This is a genomic window from Devosia sp. LjRoot16 (genome assembly GCF_964252795.1).
In the GTDB taxonomy this organism is placed as follows: domain Bacteria; phylum Pseudomonadota; class Alphaproteobacteria; order Rhizobiales; family Devosiaceae; genus Devosia_A.
In genome coordinates this window covers 1,603,599-1,620,935 of sequence record NZ_CAXUPH020000001.1, presented here as the reverse complement: position 1 = coordinate 1,620,935, position 17,337 = coordinate 1,603,599, and the positions used below count along the sequence as shown (strand labels likewise).

General features: G+C 64.6%; 22 protein-coding genes. 19 read left to right on the top strand and 3 right to left on the bottom strand.

Annotation, left to right across the window (positions count from 1 at the left end):
• Positions 1–131: 131 nt before the first annotated feature.
• A complete protein-coding gene (locus ACSQ23_RS07640) occupies positions 132–905 on the bottom strand; it encodes a Bax inhibitor-1/YccA family protein (protein WP_055994060.1) in 774 nt (257 codons plus the stop codon).
• 285 nt (positions 906–1,190) lie between these two features.
• Here ACSQ23_RS07640 and thpR point away from each other — a divergent pair, with 285 nt between their 5' ends.
• From thpR to ACSQ23_RS07610, 6 genes are all read left to right on the top strand, one after another.
• Positions 1,191–1,730 carry an RNA 2',3'-cyclic phosphodiesterase gene (gene thpR, locus ACSQ23_RS07635; RefSeq protein WP_436090246.1) on the top strand — a complete coding sequence of 180 codons (540 nt, stop codon included), beginning with the start codon at positions 1,191–1,193 and terminating at the stop codon, positions 1,728–1,730.
• Between the two features lie 198 nt (positions 1,731–1,928).
• Positions 1,929–2,468 (top strand): invasion associated locus B family protein, encoded by a 540-nt coding sequence (locus tag ACSQ23_RS07630; RefSeq protein ID WP_156384458.1) that lies wholly within the window; start codon positions 1,929–1,931, stop codon positions 2,466–2,468.
• 107 nt (positions 2,469–2,575) lie between these two features.
• Positions 2,576–3,085, top strand: a complete 510-nt coding sequence (locus ACSQ23_RS07625) for an invasion associated locus B family protein (protein ID WP_436090245.1) — start codon at positions 2,576–2,578, stop codon at positions 3,083–3,085.
• Between the two features lie 469 nt (positions 3,086–3,554).
• Positions 3,555–4,781 carry a 23S rRNA (adenine(2503)-C(2))-methyltransferase RlmN gene (rlmN, locus tag ACSQ23_RS07620; RefSeq protein WP_436090244.1) on the top strand — a complete coding sequence of 409 codons (1,227 nt, stop codon included), beginning with the start codon at positions 3,555–3,557 and terminating at the stop codon, positions 4,779–4,781.
• A gap of 134 nt (positions 4,782–4,915) precedes the next feature.
• Positions 4,916–5,335, top strand: a complete 420-nt coding sequence (locus ACSQ23_RS07615) for a GNAT family N-acetyltransferase (protein ID WP_436090243.1) — start codon at positions 4,916–4,918, stop codon at positions 5,333–5,335.
• Positions 5,336–5,378: 43 nt separating this feature from the next.
• On the top strand, positions 5,379–5,669 hold the full coding sequence (locus ACSQ23_RS07610) for a hypothetical protein (RefSeq protein WP_436090242.1): 291 nt from the start codon (positions 5,379–5,381) through the stop codon (positions 5,667–5,669).
• Here ACSQ23_RS07610 and ACSQ23_RS07605 read toward each other — a convergent pair whose 3' ends face one another.
• Complete coding sequence (locus tag ACSQ23_RS07605; RefSeq protein WP_436090241.1) at positions 5,670–6,521, bottom strand: 23S rRNA (adenine(2030)-N(6))-methyltransferase RlmJ; 852 nt, start codon at positions 6,519–6,521, stop codon at positions 5,670–5,672.
• The gene (locus ACSQ23_RS07600; RefSeq protein WP_436090240.1) at positions 6,518–7,165 is read right to left on the bottom strand and encodes a LysE family translocator; all 648 of its coding nucleotides are present in this window, start codon (positions 7,163–7,165) and stop codon (positions 6,518–6,520) included. Before ACSQ23_RS07600 ends, ACSQ23_RS07605 begins: the two co-directional genes overlap by 4 nt.
• 85 nt (positions 7,166–7,250) lie before the next feature.
• Here ACSQ23_RS07600 and ACSQ23_RS07595 point away from each other — a divergent pair, with 85 nt between their 5' ends.
• The 13 genes from ACSQ23_RS07595 to ACSQ23_RS07535 all read left to right on the top strand — a co-directional run bounded on the left by ACSQ23_RS07595 (position 7,251) and on the right by ACSQ23_RS07535 (position 17,336).
• Positions 7,251–7,823 (top strand): demethoxyubiquinone hydroxylase family protein, encoded by a 573-nt coding sequence (locus ACSQ23_RS07595; protein ID WP_436090239.1) that lies wholly within the window; start codon positions 7,251–7,253, stop codon positions 7,821–7,823.
• A 40-nt stretch (positions 7,824–7,863) separates the two neighbouring features.
• Positions 7,864–8,352, top strand: coding sequence for a GNAT family N-acetyltransferase (locus tag ACSQ23_RS07590; protein ID WP_436090238.1), 489 nt, complete (start codon positions 7,864–7,866; stop codon positions 8,350–8,352).
• Positions 8,353–8,704: 352 nt separating this feature from the next.
• The gene (locus ACSQ23_RS07585; protein ID WP_436090237.1) at positions 8,705–9,205 is read left to right on the top strand and encodes a hypothetical protein; all 501 of its coding nucleotides are present in this window, start codon (positions 8,705–8,707) and stop codon (positions 9,203–9,205) included.
• Positions 9,181–9,651 carry a hypothetical protein gene (locus tag ACSQ23_RS07580; RefSeq protein ID WP_436090236.1) on the top strand — a complete coding sequence of 157 codons (471 nt, stop codon included), beginning with the start codon at positions 9,181–9,183 and terminating at the stop codon, positions 9,649–9,651. Before ACSQ23_RS07585 ends, ACSQ23_RS07580 begins: the two co-directional genes overlap by 25 nt.
• Positions 9,639–10,055: a hypothetical protein gene (locus tag ACSQ23_RS07575; RefSeq protein ID WP_436090235.1), complete on the top strand. Its 417-nt coding sequence runs from the start codon at positions 9,639–9,641 to the stop codon at positions 10,053–10,055. The genes ACSQ23_RS07580 and ACSQ23_RS07575 overlap by 13 nt, the downstream gene beginning before the upstream one ends.
• A 7-nt stretch (positions 10,056–10,062) precedes the next feature.
• Positions 10,063–10,383 carry a hypothetical protein gene (locus ACSQ23_RS07570; protein ID WP_156384460.1) on the top strand — a complete coding sequence of 107 codons (321 nt, stop codon included), beginning with the start codon at positions 10,063–10,065 and terminating at the stop codon, positions 10,381–10,383.
• Positions 10,384–10,467: 84 nt separating this feature from the next.
• Positions 10,468–12,597 carry an EAL domain-containing protein gene (locus tag ACSQ23_RS07565; RefSeq protein ID WP_436090234.1) on the top strand — a complete coding sequence of 710 codons (2,130 nt, stop codon included), beginning with the start codon at positions 10,468–10,470 and terminating at the stop codon, positions 12,595–12,597.
• Positions 12,598–12,606: 9 nt separating this feature from the next.
• Positions 12,607–13,194, top strand: coding sequence for an RNA polymerase sigma factor (locus ACSQ23_RS07560; RefSeq protein ID WP_436090233.1), 588 nt, complete (start codon positions 12,607–12,609; stop codon positions 13,192–13,194).
• A 152-nt stretch (positions 13,195–13,346) separates the two neighbouring features.
• The gene (locus ACSQ23_RS07555) at positions 13,347–13,733 is read left to right on the top strand and encodes a VOC family protein (RefSeq protein WP_055874791.1); all 387 of its coding nucleotides are present in this window, start codon (positions 13,347–13,349) and stop codon (positions 13,731–13,733) included.
• A gap of 201 nt (positions 13,734–13,934) precedes the next feature.
• Complete coding sequence (typA, locus tag ACSQ23_RS07550; RefSeq protein WP_436090232.1) at positions 13,935–15,749, top strand: translational GTPase TypA; 1,815 nt, start codon at positions 13,935–13,937, stop codon at positions 15,747–15,749.
• A gap of 100 nt (positions 15,750–15,849) precedes the next feature.
• Positions 15,850–16,158, top strand: a complete 309-nt coding sequence (locus ACSQ23_RS07545; protein WP_436090231.1) for a hypothetical protein — start codon at positions 15,850–15,852, stop codon at positions 16,156–16,158.
• A 36-nt stretch (positions 16,159–16,194) separates the two neighbouring features.
• Entirely contained in the window at positions 16,195–16,809 is a 615-nt protein-coding gene (locus tag ACSQ23_RS07540) for a DedA family protein (protein WP_436090230.1), read from the top strand.
• Positions 16,810–16,910: 101 nt separating this feature from the next.
• A complete protein-coding gene (locus tag ACSQ23_RS07535) occupies positions 16,911–17,336 on the top strand; it encodes a carboxymuconolactone decarboxylase family protein (protein ID WP_407065053.1) in 426 nt (141 codons plus the stop codon).
• Position 17,337: the final 1 nt, after the last annotated feature.

The window sequence follows — 17,337 nt, the reverse complement described above, 5'->3', positions numbered from 1 at the left end:
ACAAACGAAAGGGCCGCGATCTCTAGTAGATCGCGGCCCCTCAAACTTCCAATCAGACTTGCTGATTCCTTCTATCAGTCACGCTTTCGAACCAGAAAAGTCTCACAACTTTTCCCGAAAGCGCTCGGCGATTACTCCCGGTTACCGAACAGGCGCAGCAGCATCAGGAACAGGTTGATGAAGTCGAGGTAGAGGCTAAGCGCGCCCATCACCGCGGTCTTCTGCAGCACCTCGGCGCCCATACCCTGGTCGTAGCTTTCCTTGACCTTCTGCGTGTCGTAGGCGGTGAGGCCCACGAAGATCAGCACACCGATCGCCGAGATGGCGAAGTCGAGCATGCTGGATGCCAGGAAGATGTTGACGATCGAGGCGATGATCAGGCCGATCAGGCCCATGATCAGGAAGTTGCCGATACCCGTCAGGTCACGCTTGGTGGTGTAGCCGTAAAGGCTCATCGCACCGAACGTGGCTGCCGAGATGAAGAACACCTTGGCGATCGAGGCGTCGGTATAGACCATGAAGATCGACGAGAGGCTGAGGCCCATGACGGCCGCAAACACCCAGAACAGCAGCTGCGCGGTGGCGCCGGAGAGCCGGTTGATGCCGAAGCTCAGCACCAAGACGAAGGCCAGCGGCGCAAACATGATGACCCACTGCAGCGGCGAGTCATAGATCAGGGCGCCCCACTGGGTGACCAGCGTGCCATTGGCCAGCTGACCCACCGCCTGCGAGGCGTCGGTCGTTGTGGACCATGCATTGGCGAAGTAGGCGACGACACCCGTCACCACGAGGCCAATGCCCATGTAGTTGTAGACCTTCAGCATATAGCTGCGCAGGCCCTCATCGATGGCCGCGGCGGTTCCGGCCCGCTGAGCGGCGATAGTCGGACGGTCGAATTCAGCCATGACGAATAAATCCCTTTCCTGGCGACGTGACGGGCGCTCCTCCGAGCCTCTGCCGTCGATCACACAATATGAGGGCACACCTCGGACAATACAAGACTTCGGGATCTCACCTTAACGTTCCCTAATGTCGCAGTTCTTCAACGGTTTATCCAAAGCTCTTCGCCTCACGAGGCAGGCGCAGCGGCGATGCGCGTCCGCCGTCTTGCAGCAGCCATCCGGGGTCGCTACGTTTCAGACGGAGATGAGCGCGAATCACGTAGCTCACCGCGGCAAAGGGAGGGTCGGATGCCCAGGCTCTTTACCGGAATCGAGGTCCCGCCAGAGGTGGGGCTCGCCCTCTCGCTCAAGCGGGGCGGCCTGTTCGGTGCCCGCTGGATCGACACCGAGAATTATCACATTACCTTGCGCTTCATCGGCGACGTCGATCACCATGTGGCGAGCGAAGTCACCGACATGCTGGACCGGCTGGCCGACAGCGAGGCCTTCACCATCAAGCTCGATCACGTCGGCTCGTTCGGCGGCAACACCCCGCGCGCCCTGTTCGCCGGTTGCTCATCCAATGCCGCGCTGCTGCGCCTGCAGGCAGCGCAGGAGCGGGTGCTGCAGCGTTGCGGCCTCGCCCCGGAAGGCCGGAAATTCGTGCCGCACGTGGCGCTGGCGCGGCTGCGCGGCGTTTCCGCCGAAGAGGTGGCGCGCTTCATCGCCTTCTCCGGCCGGTTCGAGCCGCTCGAATTCAAGGTCGGCCGGTTCGTTTTGTTCTCGTCGCGCGATTCCGTCGGCGGCGGCCCCTATCTGGTGGAACAGAGCTATCCGCTGGCCGCCTGACGCACGGGTCGGCGTTAACGCTTCCTTCACCATGCGGGCCCAAACAGGATTTTCGGCGATTTGGCACGTCAAATTGCCGACACGATTGCCGCTAAGGTCGCCACTAAGTCAAAATGCGCGGCCGGTTTGAGACCTTGGTAACCATGCCGTGGCACCATGCTCGGGTGCTGGTTGCGCAACTTCAAGGATGTTAGGGCGATGACATCATCTCGTTTGGCACTGGCTGCTCTGGTTGCCGGAAGTGTCTTTGTCGCACTGGCGGCTGCGCCTGCCGGCGCACAGGAAATCAAACAGCTGGGCACCTTCAAGGCGTGGACCGCCTGGACCGGCGCCGATGCCAATGGCGCCATGTGCTACATCTCGGCCCAGCCGGATGACTGGAGCCCCAAGGAAGTGAACGGCAGCCCGGTGCGGCGCAGCCCGATCCACTTCCTGGTGATCAATAGGAAGGGCCTCGGCACCAAGAACGAAGTGCAGACGCAGGTCGGTTACCCGTTCCACCCCAGCAATGCCAACGTCACCGCCACCGTCGACGGCAAGACCTTCCCGATGGTCACCGAGGGTGAGGCTGCCTGGCTCGCCGTCGAGGCCGACGAGGCGACCTTCGTCGAAGCGCTGAAGGCGGGCACCAAGCTCACCGTCAACGGCACCTCGCAGAAGGGCAACAAGATGTCGGACAGCTACAGCCTGTCGGGCGTCACCGCCGCCCTCGGCGAGATCAGCAAGGCCTGTACCTGATACCAGGCTCGACACGAGGGCGCGAACTTACCGCCCTTCCGAACGTTCGGCGATTGATGCCATCAGGCTTTGCCTGCTACCAACCGCCGAACCTCTGAGGCCCGCCTATGAAATTCCGCGCTCTCGCTGTCATCGCCACGGTGCTTGTCCCCGCCTTGTCGGGCGCTGCCACGGCGCAGTCGGTGAAGCTGCTCGGCGAATTTCGCGATTGGACCGCCTACACCGCCACCGAGTCGACCGGCCCGGTCTGTTTCGCGCTGAGTAAGCCCACCGAGGTTTCGCCCAGCCCCGACGAATTCACCGAAGCCTGGCTCTACCTGACCAACCGCCCGTCCGAGAGCGTGCGCAACGAGCTGAACCTCGTCGCCGGCTTCATCTTTGCGCCCGACACCCCGGCGACCGCCACGGTCAGCGGCCAGACCTTCGAGCTGTTCACCGACAAGGACGCCGCCTGGCTGCTTGATCCCAACCAGAACGACAACCTGGCGGGCGCCCTGCGCGCCGGCTCCTCGGTGGTCATCGAGGGCACCAGCGACAAGGGCATCCGCATCGTCGAGACCTTCTCGCTGTCGGGCGCCACCGCCGCCAGCCGCGCCATCGAAGGCTGCACCGGCTGATCCCGCGGCGACCGAGCGCCCGACCTCGGTAAGAAGCACGGGCGCCCTTGCGGCTAGCTCATCAGTTTGAGCATGGCAGCGAACAGCATCAGCGCGGCGGCGATTACCTCGTAGTGCTCTGGTGACATCTGCACCTCCTTTCGTTTGCGAGAGGCGCGATGACCACGTGTTTATCACTTCGGCCCGCGCTTTCTCCACATACGGAGGATGAGGTCCCGCCAACGGCGTCATCCTAAAGCTCGGCCGCACTCAACCCGTTGCTCTCGATCACCGCCTTCCATCCGGGTGTTCGCCGCGACGCCGCCGCCCACCCCACGCAAGCCAGCCTCCCGCCCCCGTGTTTTGCGCAAACTCTGCTACTATGTTACAGGCCGCGCCCTAAAGGAGCGTGGTCCGGAATAGTCGTGAGACTTTCCACCTCGACCGCGCGACCACCAAACACGCGCACGCTGAGAGAGCCGCCCGCACCATGAGTATCGCCCTCGACCTCGATCATCACGCCCATGCCGAGCGCCCGAAATCCGGGCGGACCTCGCTGGTCGGCCTGATGAAGCCCGAGCTGCGCGATACGCTGATGCGCATCGGCCTCGACGAGCGCGAAGCCAAAATGCGCGCCAGCCAGCTGTGGAACTGGATCTACCATAACGGCGTCACCGATTTCGACCGGATGACCAACATCCAGAAGGGGTTCCGCCAGAAGCTCGCCGACACCTTCCTGCTCGACCGCCCCGAGATCGTCACCGAACAGGTCTCGATCGATGGCACCCGCAAGTGGCTGTTCCGCTTCCGCGACCCCAAAAACCCGCTGCTGCCGCCCGTCGAAGTCGAGACCGTCTACATCCCCGAGGAAGATCGCGGGACCCTGTGCGTCTCTTCCCAGGTCGGCTGCACCCTCACCTGCTCGTTCTGCCACACCGGCACGCAGAAGCTGGTGCGCAACCTCACCGCCGGCGAGATCCTCGGCCAGATCCTGATGGCGCGCGAGCGGCTGGGCGATTTCCCCGGCGGCGTGCGTCCCAATGACGGCGGCCTGGTGCCGGCGCCGCGCGGCTCGGGCGGTTCGGAAGGCGACAGCCGCGCCATCACCAATGTGGTGATGATGGGCATGGGTGAGCCGCTCTACAATTACGACAACGTCAAGCAGGCGCTGCTGATCGCTTCCGACGAAGCCGGCATTTCGCTGTCGAAGCGCCGCATCACCCTTTCGACCTCGGGCGTCGTGCCGTTCATCGAGCCGACCGGCCGCGAAATCGGCGTCATGCTGGCGATCTCGCTGCACGCGGTGCGCGACGAACTGCGCGACATGCTGGTGCCGATCAACAAGAAGTATCCGCTGAAAGAGCTGATCCAGGCCTGCCGCGACTACCCCGGCCTTTCCAATGCCCGCCGCATCACCTTCGAATATGTGATGCTCAAGGACATCAACGATTCCGACGCCGACGCGCGCGAGCTGGTGCGGCTGCTCGCCGGCATCCCGGCCAAGATCAACCTGATCCCGTTCAACCCCTGGCCGGGCACCAATTACGATTGCTCGAGCTCGTCGCGCATTGAGCGCTTCGCCGACATCGTCAACAATGCCGGCTATGCCAGCCCCGTCCGCACCCCGCGCGGCCGCGATATCTTCGCCGCCTGCGGGCAGCTGAAGAGCGAAACCGAGCGGCTGACCAAGAAAGAGCGCGACGCGCTCACGGCTTGACGGCTTGGCGGGGTGCCAAACCCCGTCTAGGATCGGCGTGCCGCTGACGATGCGCGGCAATCCCGGCGCGGTGCCTCATGGCACGTCTGATCCGATCCCCAATCGGTGACGCCTCCCAACAAGGAGTCCAGCCGATGGCTATCCAATTGAAGCGCATGCAACACGGCGACGAGCTCGATTTTGCCGAGATCGCGCCGGACGTGTTCGACGAGCCGATCCATCCCGAGCGGCTCGAAGCCTACCTGCTCGAGCCCGGCCATCTGATGCTGCTCGCCCTCGACAATGGCGTGGTGGTCGGCCAGTGCGCCGCGGTCATCCACCGCCACCCCGACAAGCTCACCGAGCTCTATGTCGACGAGGTCGGCACCGCCTCGACCCATCTGCGCCAGGGCATCGCCACCCGCATGGTCGAAGCGATGTTCGCCTGGGGCCGTGAGCTTGGCTGCCGCGAAGCCTGGCTCGGCACCGAGCTCGACAACCTCGAGGCCAACGGGCTTTACATCAAGGTCGGCGGCAAGGGCGAGAAGATGGTCTATTATGAGTTCGAGCTCTGAGAGCCGCACCTTGTCCTGAAGCGCTCCAGCTGAGGAGAACGCGATGTACCTGCTGCATATCGAGCATTCGGTTCCCGACTACGAGGCGTGGCGGCGCAACGGCTTCGACAGTGATCCGCTCGGCCGCCGCCAGATGGGCGTGGTGCGCCACCGGGTCGGCCGGCGCGCCGACGATCCCAACCACGTGATGATCGACCTCGAGTTCGCGACCAGGGAGGCGGCCGAACGGATGGCGGCGGCGCTCCGGCAGATGTGGGTCGGCGCGCAGGCGCGCGGCCTGATCAATACGCCGCAGCTGACCAGTTTCGAGCTGGTCGACAGCGTCGACTACTGATCAGTCCTCGCCGCGCAGCCATTCGAGCTTGTGCCGGCCCTGGCCAGGGTCGCCGAGCAGTTGCGCCAGCGCCGGCAGCAGGATGCGCAACTCGCCCTCGAGCGTGAAGGGTGGGTTGACGAGGATCATCCCCGAGCCATGCAGCCGCGGCGGGTTGGAGGCCGGGCGGATGCTGAGTTCGGCCCTCAGCATCCTCTGGATGCCGGTATCGCGCAGCGCCGAGATGAAATCGTGCACGGCGCGGGTGTCCTTCAGCGGGTACCACAGCGCATAAACGCCGGTGGCGAACTTGCCATGCGCTTTGACCAGCCCATCGACCAGCCGCTCGAACTCGCCGCGCTCCTCGAACGGCGGATCGACCAGCACCAGGCCGCGCTTCTCCTTGGGCGGCACATGGGCATTGAGCGACAGCCAGCCATCGAGATGGATCACCCGCACCTGTACGTCGCCCTCGAACAGCTTGCCCAGCCGCTCGGCATATTCGGGGTGCAGCTCCAGCGCCGACAGCCGGTCCTGCGGCCGGAACAGTCTTCGGACCAGCAGCGGCGAACCCGGATAGGTCTCGAGCTTATCGTTGGGGTTCAGCTCGGCGATCACCTTGAGATAGGGTTCGGCCAGCACCTGCGCCTTCTGCGGCATGCCGCCCTGCAGCAGCTTGCCGATGCCCTCGGCCCATTCCGGCGAGCGCTTGGCGATCGCGCCAGTCAGATCGTATCTGCCGATCCCGGCATGGGTATCGATCACCCGGAACGCCGCATCCTTCTTCTTCAGGTACTCGACCAGCCGGGTGACGATGAGATGTTTCATCACATCGGCAAAATTTCCGGCGTGGAAGGCGTGGGAGTAGTTCAATGTCTTGCCTGTGCAGTGAGGATGGTCGCGGCGAAGGCGGTGAAAATCGCGGCAAAGCTCCAGTTGAGCGCCCGCTCGACCCATTTGCTGCGCTTGAAGGCGTCGGCCAGCTTTTCGGCGGCAAACACGATCATGAAGCCGAGCGGGATCGACAGCACTACGAACTGCGCGCCGAGGAACAGGAGCTTGCCTGCGGCGGCCGGGTCATGCGCCTCGACGAATTGCGGCAGGAAGGTCACGAAGAACAGCACCACCTTGGGGTTGAGCAGGTTAATGCCGAGCCCGGTGGCAAAGCTCTGCCACAGCGTCGGGACTTTCTTCGCCGCTTCGGTGAGCCGCAACCCACCGCCATGCGCGATGGCCTGCCAGGCCAGCCAGATCAGGTAGACGGCGCCGGCGATCTTCAGCGCCATGAACAGTGGCGGCGCAGCGAGGATCAGCACCGAGATGCCGAAGGCGACCAGCGTCGTATGCACCATGATGCCGGTCATCGCCCCGAACATCGCGGCCAGCCCATGCGCCCGGCCATAGTTGATGGCGCGGCTCATCTGCAGCGCCATATCGGGCCCGGGCGTGATCATCAGCACGAAGGTGGCGACGGCAAAGCCGAGCAGCACCGGCAGGTCGGGGACGAAACTTGGCATGGCGCTTTCCAACGAGGTTGGCCGTTGCCTATCATCTCCCGAGGTTGCGGCCAACGGGGGCGGCAAAGAAGACGGACTGAGGGGCATGGCGTTTTGGGAACCGCGATCGGCTGCGCTGACCGTCAGGCGCATCCTGAAGGTCAATCATGCCGGCGAGTTCGGCGCCATCCGCATCTACGATGCCCAGCTCGCCCTGGCCCGGCAGCTCTATCCCGACATCGTGCCGGCGCTGACCGAAATGCGGGATGACGAGATCGAACACTGCCGCCGGTTCCACGAGGCCATGCCGGCGCGTGGGGCGCGGCCCTGCCGGGTCATGGCGTTCTGGAGTCTTGGCGGCTACGTCCTCGGCTTCGTCACTGCCCTCATGGGACGCAACATGATCTGGGTCTGCACCGAAGCCGTCGAGGCGACCGTGCATCGGCACCTCGAAGACCAGATCGCCTTTCTGCGCGACCGCGACCGGCCGCTGCACGACCTGATCGGCTCGATCCAGGCGCAGGAGCTGGCGCATCTGCAGCACGCGGTCGACCACCAGCCGCGGCGCGGCCTGGTGCGCGCCGTGACCCTGCCGCTCATCGGCCTCGCTACGGAATCGCTGATCTGGCTCTCCACCTGGGGCGACTCCACCAGCATGCGCAGCGAGATCGCCAGCTAGCCCGCTTGCCAGCCGCAGCGTCGGCGCGCCACAACGGGGCATGTCCACGTCGCTGATTTTCCCGATCGCCGCCGATGCCCTGCCGCGGGTCGCGGCGCTCGCTTATCGCATCTGGCCCGAGGCCTTTGCCGGCATCCTGCCGGCCGACCGCATCCCCGGCATGCTCGCCGAGATCTATGCGCTCGAGACGCTCGAGGCCGATATCGCCGAGCGCGGCCACCAGTACTGGCTCGTCACCCATGACGGCCGCGACGTCGGTTTCGCCTCGGCCTATCGCGCCGATGGCCAGGTCTGGATCAAGAAGCTCTATTTGCTCGCCGAAACCCGCGGGCTGGGGCTCGGCAAGGCGCTGGTCGCTACCGCCCGCGCGCATTTCGGCCCCGAATTGCCCGTCGCGCTTTACGTCAACGACGGCAACGCCGCCGCCATCGCCTTCTACCGCGCACAGGGCTTTGCGGTCGAACAGCACGTGCCGGTGCAGATGGGGCCGTATCAGTTCAGCGACTACGTGATGGTGAAGCGGGCCTGAGCCGCTGAGCCGCAGACCCGGTGCGAGCTGACCACCACCCCTGTCCCCTCCCCCTAAACATGGGAGGGAGACCAAGGCACCGGAGGGGAGTGATCAAGGGTGGGGGTCAGCCCGCGCCGGCGCCTGAGTGTTACCCCAATGGCAGTTCGCCTCCAGGCGTCCGGCCTCTCACCTGCCACGTATGCCCATGCGCGTTTGTGCGCGGTATCAGCACAAGCATTCCTTCGCCTTGCGCGCGTCGCGACTGTACTGATTTGCGCACTAACGCCTAATCAGTTCGGAATTTAGCACTCGTTAACCATAAGATACTGACACTGATCCGCATGTACCAATGCGTATCAGGAGTATTTCCATGCGTGTACTTGTATTGAGGGTTCTTGGCGTCCTGGCGATCCTGCCCTTCGCCGCACCGGCCGTCGCCGAGGACGTCTTCTTCGATGGCGACGTGCTCACCAGTTGCTCGATCGAGGGACACACCAATGGCGCCCTCGGCATCGACCTCACCAGCGGCGGCACCATCCTGACCTCGTCGACGCCCTATGGCACCGCCGGTACGGTCACCATTCGCGCCACCGGCAGCAACTTCATCAACGTCAGCGCGCCTACCCGGACCGCCCAGGCCGGCGGCTACAACGCGGCGAGCGAGGTGCTCCAGGTCTCCTACCAGGGCGTCGGCACGCTCAGCGGCGTCAGTCAGACCTTCACCAATGTCGGCACCAGCAAGCCCGCCACGACCCTGCTGGCGGCCATCCTCAACGTCAACAACCGGATCACCAACACCGCCAACGGCTTCCCGCTCGGGACTTACCAAACCAAGACCACCGTCACATGCACGCCCACGGCAGAGTTCTGAGGCTGCTCGCATCGCTGGCGGCGGCGCTGGCGCCATTGCCGGCGCTGGCCTGCACCTTGTCGGTCACCAATAACGGCGCACTCGGCATGGCCGTCGGCAACAATACGCAACTGGGCTCGCAACTGGGCGGCGGCAGTGCCGCAACGCTCACGACGATTCTGCCGCTGCTCAGCGGCGTCACCATCGATGTCGGCGCCCCGACTTTGGTGCAGCAGCCCGCCGGCTATAGCTTCGGCACCAGCACGCCCGAAGTTGCCTACACCGCTGGCGTGCTCAATCTGGTCCCGATTAAGACCCAGCCGTACACCGCCGGTGCCAGCAGCTTCCCCACCGGCCTGCTCGGCATCGTCACCGTCACCATCGTGATGCACAACCGCGTCACCAACACCGCCGGTTTCCCGGCCGGCCACTACCGCACGAGGACCGTCGTCACATGTCATCCCTGAAGGTCGTCCACCTCGTCCCGCTGCTCGCCCTGCTGCTCGGGCTGGGGCTCGCGGCTCCGGTCGCCGCGCAATCGCTCAGCCCGCTGGAAAAGACCGGGGTCACCCCATCCGACCGCAAGGCCTTCCGGCTGGTGGTCGGCAATCCCTACAAACAGAAGATGACCTTCGACGTCATTCCGATGCAACCCGACTACCAGACCCCGGCCGCTGGCGCGAAGGTCAACTACCCCAGGATCACCATGGGCCCGGGCATCTCGCGCCAGATCATCTTCACCTTCGATATCGACCCCAAAGTAAAGGAGAGGAAGATTGCTCTCTGCATCCAGCCTGCCTCGCTCGATGGCCCGATTCTGCCGCGTGTGTGCGGTCTCTATGTTGGCCGTATGGCCGGCCGCGGCAGCTGACGGGCTGATGCTGCCGCCCCCGCCTGTCGGTCCCGGCGGCGAGGACTCGATCACCACGGCCGAAGGGGTGCGCTGCAGCCAGTCGATCAACTCCTCGGGCGGCTACCTCGACCTCGGCGTGGCCGGTGGCGACCTCTCCAGCGCTTACGACAACGATTCCAACTACGGCATCGATAACGGCGACACGCGCCAGAGCGCCGTCGCTTATGCCCGCGTGATCATTCCGCTCGGCGAGGCGCCGACTCGGCTCAACTGCGCCCGGCTCTACGAGCTCGAGATCCAGAAGCTGAAGGCCGAGATCGAGATGCTGAAGGTCGGGCTCGAATAGCTGCGGTCGGGCTTAAAACCATCTTAACTGCCCTTCGCTAGCGTTCCGCGCTGGATTGTGGGGATTTGAGGGGCCTGATCAGAAGTGAAGGCGCTAGCTGCCGATTCCGATCGTAAGGCCGCCGACGCGTTGCTGCTCGACGCGGCGCTGCAGTCGGTCCCCTACGGCTTCTGCGTCTGGTCGGCGCAGTTCAAGCTGGTGATGTTCAACCAGCACTATCTCGACATTTACGGCTTCTCCGCCCGCCGCGTCCGCAAGGGCATGACGCTCGAAGCGGTGGTGAAGCTGTCGTCCGAGATGGGCAATCATCCCGACCAGTCGCCCGAAGAGTTCCTCCGAACCTATAAAGCCGAGCTGTTGGCCAATCGCGGCGGCGCCCGCTCCAAGGTGCGCGAACGCGTTGCCGGCGAGCGCTGGCTGGAGACGGCACACGCCTACTCACCCGGGCTCGGCTGGGTCGTCACCCATGAGGATGTCACCGAGGAGATCGCCTCCTCGGAGATCATCCAGAAGCGCAAGCGCGAACTCGAGCGCCAGAACATCCGGCTCGACGCAGCGGTCAACAATATCAGCCAGGGCCTCTGCATGTACGACCCCAAGGGTCGCCTGGTGATCTGCAACCAGCCCTACCAGCGCATCTACAACCTGCCCGAGCATCTGTTGAAGCCAGGCACGCAGCTCGACGACATTCTCGGCCACCTGTTCGACGAGGGCATGCAGGCCGGGGCCAACCGCGAGGACTATATCCGCTGGCGCCGCGAGGTGATCTCGCGCGGCGAGTACGGCAAGAACATCCACGAGCTCAATGGCCGCACCATCATGATGCAGCACCATCCGATGAAGGATGGCGGCTGGGTCACTACGCACGAGGACATCACCGAGCAGCGCCAGCAGGAAGAGCGGATCCGCCATCTTGCCCGCCACGACGCGCTGACCCAGTTGCCCAACCGCGTACAGTTCCTCGAGGAAATGGCAGCGGCCGAGCCGGGCCTCGCCCGCGGCGAGCACATCGCGGTGCTCTGCATCGACCTCGACCACTTCAAGGCAGTCAACGATACGCTCGGCCACTCGCTCGGCGACAAGCTGCTGCAGCAGGTTTCGGCCCGCCTGTGGGGCGCCACGCGCGAGAACGACCTGCTCGCTCGCCTCGGCGGCGACGAGTTCGCGCTCCTCTTGCGCGGCGTCGACAATCCGGCGGAAGCCGCCGCGATCGCCGAGCGCATTGTCAAGGCGATGGCCAACCCGTTCACCATCGATGGCCACCAGCTGGTGATCGGCACCTCGGTCGGCATCGCCATGGCGCCACAGGATGGCGAAACTTCCGAAATCCTGATGAAGAACGCCGACCTGGCGCTCTACAAGGCCAAGAACGAAGGGCGCTCGACCTACCACTTCTTCGAATCCGGCATGGATGCGGCGATCCAGAAGCGGCGCACTATCGAAGCCGGTCTCCGCCTGGCGCTCGCCAAGGGCGAGTTGCGCCTGGTGTTCCAGCCGCTGGTCGGGCTGAAAGAGAACCGCATCACCTGCCTCGAGGCGCTGCTGCGCTGGGATACCGCCGATCGCGGCACCATCTCGCCCACCGAGTTCATCCCGATCGCCGAGGAAACCGGACTCATCGTCCAGATCGGCGAGTGGGTGCTGCGTGAGGCCTGCCGCACCGCTGCGACCTGGCCGCTGGGGGTCCGCGTCGCGGTCAACCTCTCGCCGGTGCAGTTCAAGAACAAGCGGCTGTTCGAGACAGTCGAGGCGGCTTTGCGCGACACCGGCCTGCCGCCGACCCGGCTCGAGCTCGAGATCACCGAGTCGCTGTTGCTCTCGGACAACGAGCCCACCCTCAAGACGCTGCACAAGCTCAGGGCACTGGGCGTCCGCATCTCGATGGATGATTTCGGCACCGGCTATTCCTCGCTGAGCTACCTGCGCAGCTTCCCCTTCGACAAGATCAAGATCGACCGTTCATTCATGCGCGACCTGAAGTCGAAGGGTGACAGCCTCGCCATCATCAAGGCGGTGATCGGGCTCGGCCAGTCGCTGGGCATGTCGACCACCGCCGAAGGCATCGAGACCGAGGAGCAGCTAAGCGCCGTGCGCGACCAGGGCTGCAACGAAGTGCAGGGCTTCCTGTTCTCGCCGCCGGTCAGCGCCCAGGCCGTCGCTGAAATGCTGGCCGAGGAAAGCCAGCAGCGGCCCAAGCTCCGCCGCGTCTCCTGACGCCAGCCGATGCGACAGGCGGCCTATGACCAGCTTCTCGCTCTCGCCCGCCGCTGCAGCCGCGTGCCCGCCGACGCCGATGATCTGCTGCAGGATGCGCTGATCGAGGCGATCCGCGTCGGCCGCGCCGATTTCACCCGACCGGAGCATCGGCGCTGGCTGGTCGGGGTGATGCGCAACAAGGTCAGGATGGCAGCGCGTGGGGCGACACGCAGTCGGCTCCGCGACAGCGCCTGGCAGGCGGCGCGCCACCCGCAGCCGATCGCCGACGAGACCCCGATCAGCGCCATGCTGGCGAGCTTGCCGCCGGCGCTGAAATCGGTTGCCGCCCTAGCGCTCAGCGGCCACGACCGTCGCGAGATCGCCTACCTGCTGCGGCTCGACGACGTGACGTTGCGCCAACGCATCTCCACTCTCGGCAAGCGGCTGCGCGCCGCCGGTCTGGCGCTGCCCGAAGGCACGCCCGGCCTTGGCCTCAACCTCGCCTATGGCCGCATCCGCGACGCGCTGCTGCCGGCGCTGCTGCGCGAGGGCGGCGTCTTCGCCTCGCACGATCCGGATGGGCACCTGTTCATCGTGCGGCGGGCGCCGAACTAGAGCGTTTTCAGGAAAAGTTGCAGACTTTTCCGGTTCGAAAGCGCGACGAGTCAAAGACACTGTGCGCTGCCGGGAATATTTTGGCGCCTTGCTCACATTCCGCCTGATGGCGGCAACCATTGATGTAACCACCCCATCAGGAGCTCTGACCCATGATCCCCAAACCGCACCGCGCCAGCATCGTCTACTATGTCGCCGACATCGCCCGCACCGAGCGCTTCTACAACGAGACGCTCGGCATCGAACTCACCCGCATGGAGGGCGCCGAGCCCTATTGGCTGCAGGGTTCGCTCGATCAGGGCCTCGACATCATCTTCTTTCAAATGGAAGGCTCGCGCGGCAGCTCGCCGGCGCTGATCTTCGATCTCGCCGAAGGCGGCATCGACGATGTGGTGGCCGCACTGGTCGCCCACGGCGTCACCATCGTCACTCCGGTCAGCGAGGCGCCCGGCGGCTGGAGCGCCGACTTTCTGGATCCTGATGGCTTTGGCCTCGGCCTCTACCAGTCGGGCGACAAGCCGCGATCGCTGAAAAAATAGCAACTGCGTCGATCTGACGGCAGTCCGTTCGTCGTGCATGCGAGGGCGCTTTCCGGGCGCAACAGCGCTGGGTAACCGGGGAGTGCCCTCACCCCGGCCACTAGGTCGCAAACCAGCTATTCGGCGAATTGTCTTGAGAATGTGACCCTTGTCCGATATGGGGCGCGACTAATCTCCTGAACATCCGATCGGCCGCCCCTCATGTCTTTGCGTAACATCGCAATCATTGCTCACGTTGACCATGGCAAGACTACCATGATCGACGTCCTGCTCAAGCAGTCCGGTTCGTTCCGCGAAAACCAGCGCGTCGAAGAGCGCGCCATGGACAGCAATGACCTCGAGCGCGAGCGCGGCATCACCATTCTGGCGAAGGTGACTTCGCTGGTCTGGAAGGATACCCGCATCAACATCGTCGACACCCCCGGCCACGCCGACTTCGGCGGCGAGGTCGAGCGCATCCTGTCGATGGTCGATGGCGTGGTGATCCTCGTCGACGCCGCCGAAGGCCCGATGCCGCAGACCAAGTTCGTGCTCGGGAAGGCTCTTGCCCAGGGCCTCCGCCCGATCGTTGCGATCAACAAGATCGACCGCCCCGACGAACGCCACCTCGAGGTGCTCGAAGAGATTTTCGATCTGTTCATCGCGCTTGACGCGACCCCGGAGCAGCTCGATTTCCCGGTGCTCTACGGCGCCGCCAAGCTCGGCTGGATGTCCGAAAAGCCGGAAGGCCCCAAGGACTCGCTGGCCCCGCTGCTCGACAAAGTGCTCGAATACGTGCCCGCGCCGAAGGTGGAAGAGGGCCCGTTCCGCATGCTGGTCACCACCATCGAGCGCAACCCGTTCCTCGGCCGCATCCTCACCGGGCGCATCACCTCGGGTACGGTCAAGGCCGGCGACCCGATCCACTCGCTCGGCCGCGACGGCAAGATCGTCGAGAAGGGCCGCGTTTCGAAAGTGCTGGCCTTCCGCGGCCTCGAACGCACCCCGATCGATATCGCCGAAGCCGGCGACATCGTCGCCATTGCCGGGCTCGAGACCTCGACCGTCGCCGATACGCTGGTCAACCCGTCGGTGACGGTGCCGCTGCCGTCCAAACCGATCGATCCGCCGACCCTGTCGGTCACCTTCCGCATCAATGACGGCCCGCTGGCCGGCCGCGAAGGCGACAAGGTGCAGTCGCGCGTCATCCGCGAGCGCCTCCTGCGTGAAGCCGAAGGCAACGTCGCGATCAAGATTACCGAAGGCGATGACAACGACTCGTTCGAAGTCGCCGGCCGCGGTGAACTGCAGCTCGCCGTGCTGATCGAAAACATGCGCCGCGAGGGTTTTGAGCTCACCATCGGCCGCCCGCGCGTCGTCATCCGCGAGGAGAACGGCCAGAAGCTCGAGCCGATCGAAGAAGTGATCATCGACGTCGATGACGAGCATAGCGGCGTCGTGGTGCAGAAGCTGACCGAGCGCAAGGGCGACCTGGTCGACATGCGCCCCTCGGGCGTCGGCCGCCAGCGCCTGCGCTTTTACGTGCCGACCCGCTCGCTGATCGGCTACCAGCCGGAACTCTTGTCCGATACCCGCGGCACCGCCATCTTCAACCGGCTGTTCCACGAGTATCAGCCGTTCAAGGGCGCCCTGCCGGGCCGCCGCACTGGTGTGCTGATCTCCAACGGCACCGGCCAGGCCGTGACCTATGCGCTGTGGAACCTCGAAGAGCGCGGCCCGATCATGATCGATGCCGGCGTCGACATCTACGAGGGCATGATCATCGGCGAGCACGCCCGCGAGAACGACCTCGAGGTCAACGCGCTGAAGGGCAAGCAGCTGACCAACATCCGCACGACTTCGAAGGATGAAGCGGTTCGCCTCACTCCGCCCAAGAAGCTCACCCTCGAGCAGTCGCTCGGCTACATCGCCGACGACGAGTATGTCGAAGTGACGCCCAAATCCATCCGTCTGCGCAAGATCTGGCTCGACCCCAACGATCGCAAGCGCATGATGCGCGCCGCCAAGGCCAGCTGATCCAATAGGGCGGCCGCACCCCGGCCGCCCGTATTGTTCCGTCATTACAACGTGCTACAGGTTGCCCGAGGATTTTGGGGGACCCGACATGTTGAAGCGGATGGCGTTACTCGCATCGATTGCACTTGTTGCAGCGCTGGCCTCGGTTTCGTCGGCCGAGGCCAAGGTTCGGCTGAAGCCGATCAACTGCCCGGTTGCCAAGGCCGCCGAAAGCTTCCGCATCACCGGCGCCAAGGGCGAACTCGAGGGCGTCCGCTCCGAGTACCAGTGGCTGGCGGCCAACCGCCCCGGCTGGAAGCGCACCGACCAGGCGCTCATCACCAAAGGCAACAAGGCCTATGACCTGCTGACCATCGTCAAAGGGCGCAAGAAGCAGGTGATCTGCTTCGACTACCGCGTTCTTTGGTAAGCGGGATTTCTGACCGAACACTGCGACTGGAGCACCATGGCCACCTGGATCACCCAGATCATCACCGACCTCGGCTATGTCGGGATCGCCCTGCTGATGCTGCTCGAGGCGGTGTTCCCGCCGATCCCCTCCGAACTGATCGTGCCGTTCGCCGGCTTTGCCGCCGGAGAGGGTACGCTCAACGTCTTCGGCGTGATCCTTGCCGCCACTCTCGGCTCGCTGATCGGCATGCTGCCCTGGTACTTCGTCGGCCGGCTGTTCGGTCTCGAACGGGTCAAGTGGCTGGCCGACCATATCGGCCGCTGGTTCGCCTTCAATGCCGACGAGATCGATTATGCCGCCCGCATCTTCGAGCGCTGGGGCAAGCCGATCGTCCTCGTCGGCCGGCTGTTCCCGATCCTGCGCACCCTGATCTCGGTTCCCGCTGGCCTGGCGAAGATGAACTTTCCGACCTTCGCGCTGTTCTCGGCCATCGGCATGCTGATCTGGAACAGCGTGCTGGTCGGCGCCGGGTACCTCTTGCACGAGCACTACCACCTGGTCGAAAGCTGGCTCGACCCGCTGACCTGGCTGGTGCTGATCGCCGTCGTCGGCCTTTATGTGTTCCGCCTGTTCACCTGGCGGCCGAGCCGGGCCAGCCAAAAAATCTGAGGTCCATGTCACACCGGCTGGGGGCCAGGTCGTCTTGTTGTCGTGAGCATCACAATGACATGGAGACAATGATGACCAAGCGCATCAACCCCTACGCCCGGATGGACCTGATTCAGCCGCTGATCGACTACAGCCAGGCCGTGCCCGATGTCGGCCTCGAGCCGACCCTGGCGCATCTGGTGAAGATCCGCGCCAGCCAGATCAACGGCTGCGCCGTGTGCCTCGTCATGCACAGCCAGGAAGCCCGCCAGGACGGTGAAACCGAAATGCGCATCTACCTGCTCGATGCCTGGCGCGAGGCGCTGCATTTCACCCCGCGCGAGCGCGCCGCTCTGGCCTGGACCGAGGCGCTGACCCGGCTCGATCATACCGCCGATGCGGCCTATGAGCTGGTGGCGGCAGAGTTCAGCGAGGCCGAGCAGGTCGTCCTGACCCTGTTGATCGGCAACATCAATACCTGGAACCGCATCAATGCCGGTTTCCGGGTGAACCCGCCGCGTTCGGCGATCATCAAGGTGGCGGCATAAC